This window comes from Microbacterium sp., assembly GCF_036823965.1.
Taxonomy (GTDB): Bacteria; Actinomycetota; Actinomycetes; order Actinomycetales; family Microbacteriaceae; genus Microbacterium.
Genome location: NZ_DAITBE010000010.1, coordinates 92,739 through 106,211, shown reverse-complemented (window position 1 = coordinate 106,211; position 13,473 = coordinate 92,739). Strand labels below are relative to the sequence as shown.

The following is a 13,473-nucleotide window of genomic DNA, read 5'->3' as shown; positions in this document are numbered from 1 at the left end:
CTCCGAACTCCTCTTCTGCGCCCACCACGGCCGCAAGTACGAAGAGAAGCTCCGCAGCATCGCAACGAGCTGGCACGACGAGACCTCGCGTCTCATCGAAGCCGTCTGACGCAGAGCGCCCGAATCAGGGCGCCGCACGTCACCTGCGCCGGAACGTCAGTCGCTGACGGTCCGGCGCACTCTTGTGCTCAGGCGGGTGAGGATCTCCTCGCCCACCGTCTCGATGCGCTCGGCGAGCGTCGTCGCGCTGACCTCTCCGAGATCACCCGCACCGAAGACCCGAACCTCGTCGCCCACGGCCATTCCCGGCCAGCCGTCGACCACGCTCGAGGTGCGGTCGATCCGGCGCAGATGGCGCGCGCCGGCAGGCGTGCCGACCGGTGCGCCGGCGAGTGTCGAGGGCAGCCCGTCGAAGCTGCCGATGCTGATCACCGCATCCGAGCCGTCGAGGTCGACGACGTTCGCGACGAGCGATGCGATCGGACGGATGCCGTCGAGCTCAGGCCCGTCTGCTGACCGCACGCCGTAGCAGAACGCGCCGATGCGCGAGAGCGACCCGCGGAGCTCCGGGCGCCACCAGGACGCAGCGGAGGCCGTGAGGTGCTGCAGAGCGGGGGGTGCGCCGGACTCCGATGCAACCCGGATCGCGTCGAGAAACACGAGCTGCGCGTCGTCGTCCTCCGCATCGCTCGCTTCAGCGATGTGACTCCAGATCCCCACGAGTTCGATGGCACCGGATGCCTCCGCTGCACGGGCGACCGCGACCGCCGCAGCCCATTGCTCCGGGAGCAGACCGTTGCGATGCAGGCCGGTGTCGATCTTGAGGTGCACGCGGGCGAGACGCCCCAGCTCGAACGCACGAGCGATCACGCGCTCGAGATACTCGGCGCTTCCGACACCGAGGTCGATGTCGCTCAGGAGCGCGTCATCGATCTCGGTGTCCGTCGAGGTCGCCCAGGCGAAGATCCGCGCGCCCGACGCAGCCGCGCGACGCACATCGAGCGCCGTCGGGATGTCATAGCTGCCGAACCACTCCACACCGGCCGCGCTGGCCTCGCGAACGGTCCGCGCCAGACCGTGGCCGTAGGCATCGTCCTTCACGACGAGCAGCAGCGTCGACGGCGCGATGCGCGCGCGAACCGCGTCGATGTTCGCGCGGAAGGTGCCGGCGCTGATGCGCAGCTCGGGGCGGATCATGCTTCCCAGCCTCTCTCGGCGTGCGCGCCGGCGACCGTCACGAGCTCGCCGATCGAAAGGCCGGTGACCTGCGCCCAGCGGGCGAGCGCCGGAGCCGCGGCGCCCGTCCCGCCGAAGTACGTCGCCTCGGTGCCGGCCCCGACGTCGGTGCCTTCCAGATCGACGACGCAGACGTCCATGGCGACCCGCCCGATGATGGGGCGCTGCATTCCGGCGATCTCGACATGCGCCTGATTCCCGAGCGCACGCACGATCCCCTGCGCGTATCCGCCGGTGACCAGGGCCACCGTCGTATCGACGGCAGCGCGGTGGGTGTAGCCGTACGATACGGCGTCACCGGCACGCAGCTGCTTGGTCGACAGGACGTGGCCGACCAGACGCAGCACCGGGCGCGTGACCAGGGTGCCGTCGGACTCCGGCAGGCCGTAGAGGAGTGCAGCATCGATGTCGGGCTCGCCGGCGACGACCGCGTCGATGCCCTCCAGGCCCAGCGCCTCGGCCTCGCCGGTCGAGTCGACCAGCACCTGCACCGCGCCAGCAGCCGTGACCGCATGCGCGACGGCGAGCACTCCGTGGCCCCACGCGTCTCGGCGCAGGTCAGCGAGCCCGCCGCCGCTGTCGATCGCGAGGCGCGCCGCCGCGGCCAGGGCCGAACGGGAGATCACCGCGCGCGGTCGGGCGCTCGAAGTCGTCTCACACACGTGTTCCACCCTAGCTTCCGAGCTCTCAGGTTCTCTGTGGAGCCCCCGTAGACTGGTGGGACCCCAACCCTTCGGAGCTCCATGTCACGTCTTTCCCTCGCGCCCCGCATCCGTTATCTGCTCGGCCGCGCCCGTCGCATCGACGTCGGATCGGTCGTCGAGCGCGCGAAGGAGGCCTCGGCTCAGCACCACAAGGCGGTGCCGGGCATCGTCGTCGACATGCTCTGGTCGGCCGCTCGGCACAACGTCGGGTTCCAGGATTACATCGACTACGACTTCGCGATGCTCACCCGCGCCGAGCGCGAGACGTACATGACCCATCCGGTGTCGAACCAGCTGTCGCAGCGCTACGACCACCCTGACTTCCGCTGGATCTTCCAGGACAAGGTCGAGTTCGACAAGCTCTTCTCCGAGCACCTGCATCGCGAGTGGCTCGTCGTCGAGGAAGGCAACGCGGATGCCGTGCGCGAGCTCACCGAGCGCCTCGGCACGATCGTCACGAAGGAGCCGGTCGGACAGGCCGGCACCGGCGTGCACCGCTACCACGCCGCAGATGTCGAGGACTGGACCGAGTTCCACCGAGGCCTCCTCGACCGCGGCGAGCTGCTGATCGAAGAGGTCATCCGTCAGCACGACGCCCTCGCGGCAGTGTGCCCCGGCACGGTCAACACCACGAGAATCACCGCCTTCTTCGACGGCGAGAAGGCGCACATCCTCGCGATGGCCCAGAAGTTCGGCCGCGGCGCGGTGAGTGACCAGATGACCTTCGGCGGCTTCTACACGATGCTCGACGAGAACGGCCACGCGGTCGGCGCAGGGTACGACTCGCACGGCCACGTCCACGAGACGCACCCGGACTCCGGCTTTCGGATCGCGGACTTCCAGCTCCCCTACATGGACGAGGTGCGCGCGTTCATCGACCAGGTCGCCCGTGTCGTCCCGCAGGTGCAGTACGTGGGCTGGGACATCGTGGTCTCGCCCGACGGGCCCGTACTCGTAGAGGGCAACTGGGGCGCAGGCGTCTACGAGAACAAGCCGAGCGTGACCGGCATCCGGACCGGTCACAAGCCGCGCTACCGCGAGGTCATCGGCTTCTGACCCTTCGACGGGCTCAGGGACCAGGCTCGACGAGCAAGAAGAAGGCCCGGATGCTGAGCATCCGGGCCTTCTTCATCGCCTGGTCCCTGGTCCTTCGCTGCTGGCCCCTTGAGCCTTCGCTGCTGGGGCCTTGAGCCTGTCGAAGGCTTCAGACAGCGCGGACGATGCCGAGCGGCGTGGACTCCAGCCCCTGACCGAGCGGGTTGTCCTTGAGGATCTTGACCAGGCGGCGTTCGCCGTCCTTGTCGAGCGTGGACCCGAGGATGTTGCCGCCGATGTCATTGATGTCGACCACTGCGACCTCCGCGATCCCGCCGATGAGCGTCTTCACACGCGCAGCGACCTCACGGGGGTTCTTCGGGCCCAGCACGACCGCCTGGTTGTACGGCGGGATCGTGTGCTTGGTCGGGCCGTCGATCGCGCGGGCCTTGTCACCGGCGATGCGGTAGAAGTCACCACGGCGCCCGAAGGCCTTCGTGACGGCCGAGACGGCGGCGGCGAACAGGATCCGCGGCGTGCCGCACTCCCGCAGCGCCATCTCCATCGTCTCGGGCATACCGAGGCCGATGCCGTAGGGCGTGCGCGTGACGTACTTCGACAGGAACAGCGCGAGCTTGCGCGGCTGGATCTCGTCGAGACGGTAGGACCGCCCCTGCGTGATGGCGACGATCTTCTCGGTCACGAACAGGAGGTCACCGGCCTGCACGTGATCCTTCGCGTACTCCGTGATGATCGCGTCGAGGTCGTCGTCGGGCATGACGACCCGAGTACGCAGCGGGATGCGCGCGTAGCTCGTGCCGTCGACGCTCGTCTCGAGCGCCTTGCCGTCGTTCGCGGTGCCGTTCTCCTGGCTCATTCGAGGTAGTCCCGCAGCGACTGCGAGCGGCTCGGGTGGCGCAGCTTGGCCATCGTCTTGGACTCGATCTGGCGGATGCGCTCACGCGTCACGCCGAACGTGTCGCCGATCTGGTCGAGGGTCTTGGGCTGTCCGTCGCCGAGGCCGAAGCGCATGCGGATGACACCGGCCTCGCGCTCCGAGAGCGAGTCGAGCAGCTGCTCGAGCTGACGCTGCAGCATCGTGAAGCCGACGGCGTCGGCCGGGACGACCGCTTCCGTGTCCTCGATCAGGTCACCGAACTCGCTGTCGCCGTCCTCACCGAGGGGCGTGTGCAGCGAGATGGGTTCGCGCCCGTACTTCTGGACCTCGACGACCTTCTCGGGCGTCATGTCCAGCTCGCGGCTGAGCTCCTCGGGCGTGGGTTCACGACCGAGGTCCTGCAGCATCTGACGCTGCACGCGGGCGAGCTTGTTGATGACCTCGACCATGTGCACAGGGATGCGGATCGTGCGGGCCTGGTCGGCCATGGCGCGGGTGATCGCCTGGCGGATCCACCAGGTGGCGTAGGTCGAGAACTTGAAGCCCTTGGTGTAGTCGAACTTCTCGACCGCACGGATGAGACCCAGGTTGCCCTCCTGGATGAGGTCCAGGAACTGCATCCCTCGACCCGTGTAGCGCTTCGCGAGCGAGACGACGAGTCGGAGGTTCGCACCAAGCAGGTGGCTCTTGGCACGCTGACCGTCGCGGGCGACCCACTGCAGGTCGAGACCGAGCTGGCCGGCCTTCTCGGCGGCCGTCATGGTCGAGAGCTTCTCCTCGGCGAAGAGACCGGCTTCGATCCGCATCGCGAGCTCGACCTCTTCGGCCGCGTTCAGCAGCGCGACCTTACCGATCTGCTTCAGGTAGTCCTTGACCGGGTCGGCCGTCGCACCGGTGATCTGCGTCGAGTAGACGGGGACGTCTTCATCGTCGCTCGATGAGATGACGATCGCGCCGGTCGGCAGCGGCTCGGTGAACTTCGGCTTGCTGTCTTCGTCGTCGTCTGCACCGTCTTCAACGGTCCCCGCCGCGGGAGCCTCGTCGTCTTCGACGACGTCATCGGCCTTCTTCTTCTTGACGGGGGCGCGCTTGGCCGCTGCGCGCTTCGCTGCGCTCAGGGGCGCAGGCTTCTCGGCTGCATCCTTCGACTCGACCTGGGCGTCGACTGCCGTCTCTTCGGCGGCCTTCTTCGTCGTCCGGGATTTGTTTGTCGTGGCAGGAGTCACGTTTCGCCTTTCACGGGGCGGCAGGACCACCCCGGGACATTTCGGACACTAGTAAGACCCTTGTCAAGTCCAGTCTGGAAAAGCACTGATTGACAACGGGTCGGACTCCTAGTATCGCACACGTGTGGCGATGCAGTCGCATTCGGACGAAGTTCGTCCGGATCCCGCTCAGCCTCGGCCCGGCTTGTCCTCATCCGAGGGACGTGAGGCCAGGTAGCGCTCGAGCTCGGCGGCGAGCTCATCCGCACTCGGGAGGTCGCGTTCGCTGAAGCCGCCCTCGTCGTAGGAGTCGTCGTCAGGATTGCGTCCGGCCATGTAGGCGTCGTACCGCCGCTCGAGGTTCTGCACCATCTGCTGCAGCTCGTCGTTGCCCAGCACCTGCTCGTCGACACGGGCGAGGTAGTCCTCGCGGCGCTCCTGCACCGCGTCGAGCACCAGCACGAGACCCGTCGCTGCCATGAGCCGCTGCGCAGCCGTGATCACGGCATCAGGGTTCTCGGTCTCGGCCAGGTAGTGCGGCACGAGCAGGACGAAGCCGACCGCACGATCGCCGCGCTCCGCGAAGCGGAACTCGAGGAGATGGCCCGCAGTCGCCGGCACCTGCGTTCGGGGACGCCACACGGAGTGCGCCACCGTGAGGTCACGGCGGTTGCCGCTCACGGTCGTGCCGATCGGCCGGGTGTGCGGCACCGGCATCGCGATGGAGTGCACCCAGCTGAGACCCGCGACCTCGAACTCGGTCGCGAGGTCGAGGACGGTACGGGCGAACGCGTTCCAGGCGAAGTCGGGCTCGTACCCGGAGAGCAGCAGGAAGGGCTGGCCGAGCGCATCCTTGGCGAGCGAGAGATCGAGCTTCTGCGGACGGAACTCGGTCAGATGGTCCTGATCGAACGAGATGACCGGGCGGCGCGCGCGGTAGTCGAGGAGCACGTCGTTGTCGAACACGACGATCGGCTCAGGGGATGCGGTCTCACGAAGGTGCTCGATGAGCCCGGAGACGGCGTTGCCGGCATCGGTGAAGCCGGTCAGGAGCACCACCAACGGGAGTCCGCGGGGGACGGCCGGAGCGTTCGCTACTCGTTCATGGATCTCACCGGAGGGGGGCATTCCTCCATGCTACGAGGCGCTCCAGACCCAGGGGTGGGCGACGTCATGCTGAGAGCGAACACGCGGGCACCCCCTCGTGCCCCGGCACGCGCGACGATCCCTAGGATGGAGGTATGACGCTTCCCGTGCTCTCGCACACAACCGATCAGTTCCCCGGAAGCGCTGCAGATGCCGCAGTGCTCGTCGTCCCCGACATCTCGGAGTCGCAGGCATCGCTCGACGGATACCCCGGCCTCGCCGACATCCTCGCCGGGATCGGCTTCACCGGTTCCGCATCGTCGTTCACGCGCGTGCACGCACCCGAGGTCTCCTCGGTGCCCTTCGCCGTCGTCGGCACCGGCTCCGAGGCCACCGCACTCGCCGTGCGCAACGCCGTCGGTGCCGCTGTTCGCAGCTTCACGGGATTCGACCACCTCGCCGTCACGCTCGCACCTGGACTGGAGTCCTTCGGCGCTGCAGCGGCTGAGGGTGCGGTCCTCGGCGGTCACCGCTTCGACGGCTACCGGTCGGAGAAGGGCAAGGGCAAGGTCCGCGCCACCGCCGTCACGCTGCATGCAGACCTCGACGACGCCACCGTCCAGCGGGCACAGGCCATCGGAGATGCCGTCGCGCTCGTGAAGGATCTCGTCAACGTCCCGGCCGAATGGCAGAGCCCGGCGCAGCTCGCGGAGAGCGCGTCGGAGAGCGTCGCAGACCTGCCGGTCACGGTCGAGATCCTCGACGAGACGGCGCTCGCGGACCAGGGCTTCGGCGGCATCCTCGGTGTCGGCCAGGGTTCCGATCGTCCCCCGCGCCTGGTCCGCCTCGACTATGCGCCCGCGGACGCGAACCGCCACATCGCGCTCGTCGGCAAGGGCATCACCTTCGACACCGGCGGGCTCTCCCTGAAGCCCGCCGCCTCGATGGTCGGCATGAAGTTCGACATGGCCGGCGCGGCCACCAGCCTCGCCGCGCTCCGCGCGATCGCCACGCTCGGCCTGCCGGTGCACGTGACCGCCTGGCTCTGCATCGCCGACAACATGCCATCAGGGCGCGCCACGCGTCCTGGCGACGTGCTGCGGATGCTCGACGGCACCACCGTCGAGGTCCTGAACACCGATGCCGAGGGGCGCCTCGTGATGGCCGACGGACTCGTCGCCGCGAGCCGCGAGAACCCTGACGTCATCATCGATGTCGCGACGCTCACCGGCGCGATCGTGATGGCCCTGGGCCACCGCCACACCGGTGTCATGGGCGACGACGACACCGTCGCATCGTTCCTCGACATCGCGCGCTCGGTCGACGAGCCCGCCTGGCAGATGCCGCTCCCGGAGTACATGGAGGACACCCTCGACTCCCCCATCGCGGATCTCATCAATGCGAACATGAGCGACCGTGCCGGTGGCGCATCGTTCGCCGGCCTGTTCCTCCGACGATTCGTCGGTCGCGTGTCGGATGCCGATGATGCGCCGCGCATCCCCTGGGTGCACCTCGACATCGCCGGTTCCGGCGAGCACGCAGGCGCGCCGTACGGTTTCACTGAGAAGGGCCCAACGGGGGCGATGGTCCGATCGATCGTCGCCTTCGCCGAAGACGCATCCCACCCGGAGGCATGACCGATGACCACACACACCTTCGACATCGTCGTCCTGGGCGGCGGCAGCGGCGGCTATGCAGCCGCACTCCGGGCCAGTGAGCTCGGCAAGTCGGTCGCCCTGATCGAGAAGGACAAGGTCGGCGGCACCTGCCTGCACCGCGGCTGCATCCCGACCAAGGCGCTGCTGCATGCGGCCGAGGTCGCCGATCACGTGCGCGATGCGGCATCCGTCGGCGTGACCGCGACATTCGGCGGCGTCGACCCCGTCGGCGTTCGCACATACCGCGAGGGCATCGTCGCGAAGAAGTTCAAGGGCCTCGAGGGCCTGGTGAAGGCACGCGGCATCACGACCGTCGCCGGCACCGGACGCCTGAACGCCGACCGCACGGTGAGCGTGGGCGACGACGTCTACGCCAGCACCGATGTGATCCTGGCGACGGGGTCGTACAGCCGCACGCTTCCCGGGCTCGAGATCGGCGGGCGGATCATCACGAGCGAGCAGGCACTCGCCCTCGACGTCATCCCCGATCGCGTGCTCATCCTCGGCGGCGGCGTCATCGGCGTCGAGTTCGCCAGCGTGTGGCGCTCCTTCGGCTCCGAGGTGACGATCGTGGAGGCGCTCCCCCACCTCGTCCCCAACGAGGACATCGCGATGAGCAAGGGCCTCGAGCGGGCGTTCCGCCGTCGCGGCATCCAGTACTCGCTCGGAGTGCGATTCCAGACGGCGGTGCAGGACGACGCCTCCGTGACCGTGACCCTGGAAGACGGCAAGGAGTTCACAGCGGACTACCTGCTCGTCGCCGTCGGTCGCGGTCCGGTGACGGCTGACCTCGGATTCGAGGATGCCGGCGTCACGCTCGACCGCGGGTTCGTCACGGTCGACCAGGATCTCCGCACCGGTGTGCAGGGCCTCTGGGCGGTCGGCGACATCGTCCCCGGCCTGCAGCTCGCGCATCGCGGCTTCCAGCAGGGCATCGCGGTCGCCGAGCGCATCGCCGGTCTCAGCCCCGCGAACATCCCGGACTCGCAGATCCCGAAGGTCACATACTCCAGCCCGGAGGTGGCATCGGTCGGTGTGACCGAGGCCGCTGCGATCGCCGAGCACGGCGCGGAGGCGGTGCTCGCCTACGAGTACAACCTCGCCGGAAACGGCAAGAGCGAGATCATCGGAACCGGTGGCCTGGTGAAGGTCGTCCGCCTCAAGGACGGCCCCGTCCTCGGCGTGCACCTGCTGGGCGACCGCGTCGGAGAGCTCATCACCGAGGGGCAGCTCGCTGTCGCCTGGGAAGCCCACCCGGAGGACATCGCACCCCTCATCCATGCACACCCCACCCAGAGCGAAGCCCTGGGTGAGGCCTTCCTCGCTCTGGCGGGAAAGCCCCTGCACGCCCTCTGAGCACCAACCGGTGCCCGAGTCAGTAAGCTAGACAAGCGTCATACAACTTCTTGAAGGAGACTCAGTCATGAGCACATCCGTGGTCCTCCCCGCTCTCGGAGAGAGCGTCACCGAGGGTACGGTCACCCGCTGGCTCAAGCAGGTGGGAGACACCGTGCAGGCTGACGAGGGCCTGCTCGAGATCTCGACCGACAAGGTCGACACCGAGATCCCCTCCCCCGTCAGCGGCGTCATCGAGGAGATCCTCGTGGCCGAGGACGAGACCGTCGAGGTCGGCGCGCTGCTCGCGCGCATCGGCGACGGCAGCGCAGCAGCACCGGCAGCGGATGCTCCGGCTGCCGCAGCCCCCGAGGCTGAGGCAGCGCCCGCAGAGGCCGCTCCTGCCGAGGCTGCTCCTGCCGAGGCTGCTCCTGCCGCTGAGGCCGCTCCGGCACCTGCCGCCGAGCCCGCCCCTGCTGCAGAGGCCGCACCTGCGGGCGATGCGACCGACATCGTGCTCCCCGAGCTCGGCGAGAGCGTCACCGAGGGCACGGTCACTCGCTGGCTCAAGCAGGTCGGCGACTCGATCGAGGTCGACGAGGCTCTGCTCGAGATCTCCACCGATAAGGTCGACACCGAGATCCCTTCGCCGGTCGCCGGCGTGCTCCAGGAGATCGTCGCCGGTGAGGACGAGACGGTCGCCGTCGGCGCTGTGCTCGCGCGCGTCGGTTCCGGCGCCGCCCCGGCTGCCGCACCTGCCGCTGAGGCTCCTGCTGCCGCTCCCGCCCCGGCACCTGCTGCACCGGCTCCTGCCGCGGCCCCCGTTGCTGCTGCACCTGCCGCTCCGGCCCCTGCCGCTGCTCCGGCACCTGCCGCTGCTCCGGCACCCGCCGCTGCTCCGGCACCCGCCGCTGCTCCGGCACCCGCCGCTGCTCCGGCTCCGGCTGCCGGCGACAACGACAACCTGTACGTCACGCCGCTCGTTCGCCGGCTCGCCTCCCAGCAGGGTGTCGACCTCGCGTCCGTCACCGGCACCGGCGTCGGCGGCCGCATCCGCAAAGAGGATGTGCTGAAGGCAGCCGAGTCCGCTGCATCCGCTCCGGCGGCTGCCGCTGCGCCCGCTGCTCCGGCTCCGCTCGAGGTCTCGCCGCTGCGTGGCACCACGCAGCCGATGTCGCGTCTGCGCAAGGTCCTGGCCGAGCGCGCCGTCGCATCGATGCAGCAGACCGCGCAGCTCACCACCGTGGTCGAGATCGACGTCACGGCGCTGGCGGACTACCGCGACAGCGTGAAGGGCTCGTTCCTCGAGAAGACGGGCGACAAGCTGTCGTTCCTCCCGTTCTTCGCGCTTGCCGCCGCTGAGGCGCTGCAGGCGTTCCCGATCGTGAACTCCACGGTCGACGGCGACAAGATCGTGTACCCCGCCACCGAGAACCTCTCGATCGCCGTCGACACCGAGCGTGGGCTGCTCACGCCGGTGCTGCGCGACGCCGCCTCGAAGAACATCGCGGAGATCGCGCACGAGATCGCTGACCTCGCCGCACGCACCCGCGACAACAAGCTCAAGCCCGACGAGCTCGCCGGCGGCACGTTCACGCTGACCAACACCGGTTCGCGTGGCGCACTGTTCGACACGCCTGTCGTGTTCCTGCCCCAGTCCGCGATCCTCGGCACCGGAACCGTCGTCAAGCGCCCCGGTCTCGTCAAGGTCGGCGGCTCGGACGCCATCGCGATCCGTTCGTACGTGTACTTCGCACTCTCGTACGACCACCGGATCATCGACGGGGCTGACGCTGCTCGCTTCCTCGGCGCTGTGAAGGCTCGCCTCGAGTCCGCGCAGTTCGCTGCACAGCTCGGCGCCTGACACTGCGTCAACCTGGCTGGTCCGCGACGTCATAGACGTCGCGGACCAGCCATTTCTCGTCGAGGCGCGCGAGCACCAGCACCTTCGCGGATCGTGCCGCCTCTTCAGCCTCTCCTGAGCCCTCGGACTGCTCGACGCCGTCCTGCTCGGTGCCGTCCTGCTCGGCGCTGTCCGGCTCGGCTCGCACCACCGCGATATCGCCGTACTGGTCGATCATCGCGAAGACGTGCGGTGTCTTCGAATCGACGTCCAGGGCGTCGACCACACCCACCGCCCCCGGAACGACCGCACGCTCGCACACGGCATCCTGCGCCTTCCGGCACGCTTCGATCTCCTCCCACAGCGCCGCTGACGCCTCCACCGGGTCGTCGTCTGCCGCGACGGCATTCTCCTTCGGCGCGCGCGTGTTCGTGTTCGACGCCGCCTCATCGACAGCAGCCGCGCTCGATGCCGGCGTCGCCATCGGCGGCCCCGCCGGCTCCGCTGAGCCCGTCGGAGCCGGCATCCGATCGTTCCCCGAGGCAGTGCCGTCGCCACCGCTCGGCCAGAGCACGCCGATCGCCAGCACGACCGCCGCGGCAGCCCCGGCTACCACGAGCGGACGGCGTCGACTCCTGGGGGCGGGAACAGCTCCTGCCGGATGAGCCGGCGGCGTCGGAAGCACCGCGCGAGGAGGGCTCGAACGCGTGCGGCCGAAGAACGACACGATCAGGCGACCGGCTCTCTCGACCCGTTCGGACCCATGCTGCCTGAAAGCCTCGACGAGTCGAGACGAGTGCGCGCGAGCCCCAGACTGCACGCGCACCCGCCTCGACGCTCTGCGCGGCGGCACCGGCACCTGACCGACCGCGCCGGGCCTGACCGCCGCCTGCACCGGTTCCGGCGTGCGCACATCACGTCGGAGCGCGCGTGGAGACGCCGTCTCGAGCACCTCGTTCTCCCACCGATCGAGCAGGAGCTGCGGGATGCCCGGATGCTCAGCGACGCTCTTCCCCAGCCCCGCATGCATCGCCGCGAGCAGGCGCCCCAGCGTCCGATCGCGGTTCTGCTCACCGAGCAGCACGACGAGCGACGCGGCCCCCGAACGCCCCGGCTCCCCCTCGCCCATCACGAACACCGGTCTGCCCTCGTCGGTGAGCCACCAGGTCCCGCGGACATCGGTGCAGTCGTTCGCCCCGAGCTCCGCGAGCGCGCGCAGCACACTCACCACCAGCGTGCAGCTCTCCCCCGGCGTCAGCGGCTCCCCAGCCCCAGCGCGCCGTGCCAGGAAGACACCCACCCGCTCCGTGCACCAGGGCAGCAGCACGTCGTGTCCGTCTGCACGACGCACGAGATCCATCGGCGCGGCCACGTGTTCCGATCCTGCGAACCGCCACGCCTCCCATCCGCTGAGTTCCACGGCATCCCGCGCCACGAGGATGATGTCACCATCCGTGACCAGCGCACCGGGGAACGGCCCGTCGCCGTTGTCCAGCACACGGATCATCCGATGCGCACGAGTGAGCAGCGGTGCCTGCTCAGTGTCCGGTGTGCGCGTCATGTCTCCATCTGACCCGGTCTCGCCCGGCGATGGGGTACGTTCGGTCGGCTGTGAATCAGATCCGCGCAGACGGCGCCGTGTGCAGGATGAGTGCGAGACCGCCCATCCGCCCTCCGCTGGGCGCGAACGACGCCATCAGAGCGCTCAGGAATCGGTAGGCTGAACGGTATGGCAAAACGTGCTCCCGAACCCGAGAAGCGTCCTGGGTTCTTCTCCCAGATCAAGTCCCTCTTCCGGTTCACGCGTGAGGTGTACTCCTGGCTGCCCTGGGCACAGATCGGCATCCTCATCGGCGGTGTCCTCCTCGGACTCATCGCCGGCTACCTGATCCCCCCGTTCCAGGTCTGGACCCTCGTGCTGTGGGGCATCACCGGCCTCATGCTCGGTGTGCTCGGCGCGATGTTCCTGATGACGCGCCTCTCCACGACGGCGATGTACGCCAAGATCGACGGCATGCCGGGCGCGACCGGTCACGTGCTGAGCACGAGCCTCGGACGCCGCTGGCAGGCATCCGAGACGCCGGTCGGCATCAACCCGAAGACGCAGGAGGCCGTGTACCGCACGGTCGGCCGCGGCGGCGTCGTGATCGTCGGCGAGGGTGCGCGCGGTCGTCTCACGCGTCTCGTGAACGAGGAGCGCAGCAAGGTCCAGCGCGTCGCCAACGGCGTGCCGGTGACCGTGCTCTACGTCGGCCACGGAGATGACGAGGTCGCGATCGCGGACCTCTCCAAGACCATCAAGAAGCTTCCGAAGACGATCGACAAGGCGACCATGGGTGCCGTCATCCGTCGTATCGAGTCGGTCTCGCAGTCGCTGTCGTCGCTGCCGATCCCGAAGGGCATCGACCCGACCAAGGTGCGCGCCCAGCGTCCGCGCTGACCCGCCTCTTCCATTGAGAAGCGCGGCCGTCCC

The 13,473-nt window shown here is 68.8% G+C and carries 12 protein-coding genes; 6 read left to right on the top strand and 6 right to left on the bottom strand.

Translation table 11 applies throughout. The features are described 5' to 3' along the window. Window positions 1–109, top strand: a 109-nt coding sequence (locus V7Z82_RS18140) for a DUF7455 domain-containing protein (protein ID WP_442927647.1), incomplete at its 5' end; no start/stop codon positions are given. 47 nt (window positions 110–156) lie between these two features. Here the strand turns inward: V7Z82_RS18140 and V7Z82_RS15855 are convergent. Together V7Z82_RS15855 and V7Z82_RS15850 are read right to left on the bottom strand one after the other, a co-directional pair. Continuing rightward, window positions 157–1,197: an alanine racemase gene (locus V7Z82_RS15855; RefSeq protein WP_334152592.1), complete on the bottom strand. Its 1,041-nt coding sequence runs from the start codon at window positions 1,195–1,197 to the stop codon at window positions 157–159. Further along, on the bottom strand, window positions 1,194–1,898 hold the full coding sequence (locus tag V7Z82_RS15850; protein ID WP_334152591.1) for an alanine racemase: 705 nt from the start codon (window positions 1,896–1,898) through the stop codon (window positions 1,194–1,196). The genes V7Z82_RS15855 and V7Z82_RS15850 overlap by 4 nt, the downstream gene beginning before the upstream one ends. Before the next feature lie 81 nt (window positions 1,899–1,979). Between V7Z82_RS15850 and V7Z82_RS15845 the strand changes: the two genes are divergently transcribed. Continuing rightward, a complete protein-coding gene (locus V7Z82_RS15845; protein WP_334152590.1) occupies window positions 1,980–2,996 on the top strand; it encodes a sugar-transfer associated ATP-grasp domain-containing protein in 1,017 nt (338 codons plus the stop codon). A gap of 148 nt (window positions 2,997–3,144) precedes the next feature. Here V7Z82_RS15845 and V7Z82_RS15840 read toward each other — a convergent pair whose 3' ends face one another. The 3 genes from V7Z82_RS15840 to V7Z82_RS15830 form a co-directional block, all read right to left on the bottom strand. After that, window positions 3,145–3,852, bottom strand: a complete 708-nt coding sequence (locus V7Z82_RS15840; protein ID WP_334152588.1) for a coenzyme F420-0:L-glutamate ligase — start codon at window positions 3,850–3,852, stop codon at window positions 3,145–3,147. Next, window positions 3,849–5,099: an RNA polymerase sigma factor gene (locus V7Z82_RS15835; RefSeq protein ID WP_045280180.1), complete on the bottom strand. Its 1,251-nt coding sequence runs from the start codon at window positions 5,097–5,099 to the stop codon at window positions 3,849–3,851. The genes V7Z82_RS15840 and V7Z82_RS15835 overlap by 4 nt, the downstream gene beginning before the upstream one ends. Before the next feature lie 168 nt (window positions 5,100–5,267). Continuing rightward, on the bottom strand, window positions 5,268–6,206 hold the full coding sequence (locus V7Z82_RS15830; protein ID WP_334152586.1) for a proteasome assembly chaperone family protein: 939 nt from the start codon (window positions 6,204–6,206) through the stop codon (window positions 5,268–5,270). A gap of 113 nt (window positions 6,207–6,319) precedes the next feature. Between V7Z82_RS15830 and V7Z82_RS15825 the strand changes: the two genes are divergently transcribed. From V7Z82_RS15825 to sucB, 3 genes are all read left to right on the top strand, one after another. Next, window positions 6,320–7,801, top strand: a complete 1,482-nt coding sequence (locus tag V7Z82_RS15825) for a leucyl aminopeptidase (protein ID WP_334152584.1) — start codon at window positions 6,320–6,322, stop codon at window positions 7,799–7,801. 3 nt (window positions 7,802–7,804) lie between these two features. After that, entirely contained in the window at window positions 7,805–9,178 is a 1,374-nt protein-coding gene (gene lpdA / locus V7Z82_RS15820) for a dihydrolipoyl dehydrogenase (RefSeq protein ID WP_334152581.1), read from the top strand. A gap of 67 nt (window positions 9,179–9,245) precedes the next feature. Next, on the top strand, window positions 9,246–11,021 hold the full coding sequence (gene sucB / locus V7Z82_RS15815) for a 2-oxoglutarate dehydrogenase, E2 component, dihydrolipoamide succinyltransferase (protein ID WP_334152579.1): 1,776 nt from the start codon (window positions 9,246–9,248) through the stop codon (window positions 11,019–11,021). Window positions 11,022–11,028: 7 nt separating this feature from the next. Here the strand turns inward: sucB and V7Z82_RS15810 are convergent, their stop codons facing one another. Continuing rightward, window positions 11,029–12,561, bottom strand: coding sequence for a hypothetical protein (locus V7Z82_RS15810; protein ID WP_334152578.1), 1,533 nt, complete (start codon window positions 12,559–12,561; stop codon window positions 11,029–11,031). Window positions 12,562–12,729: 168 nt separating this feature from the next. Between V7Z82_RS15810 and V7Z82_RS15805 the strand changes: the two genes are divergently transcribed. Then, a complete protein-coding gene (locus V7Z82_RS15805) occupies window positions 12,730–13,440 on the top strand; it encodes a DUF4191 family protein (protein WP_334152577.1) in 711 nt (236 codons plus the stop codon). The last annotated feature ends 33 nt before the right edge of the window (window positions 13,441–13,473 follow it).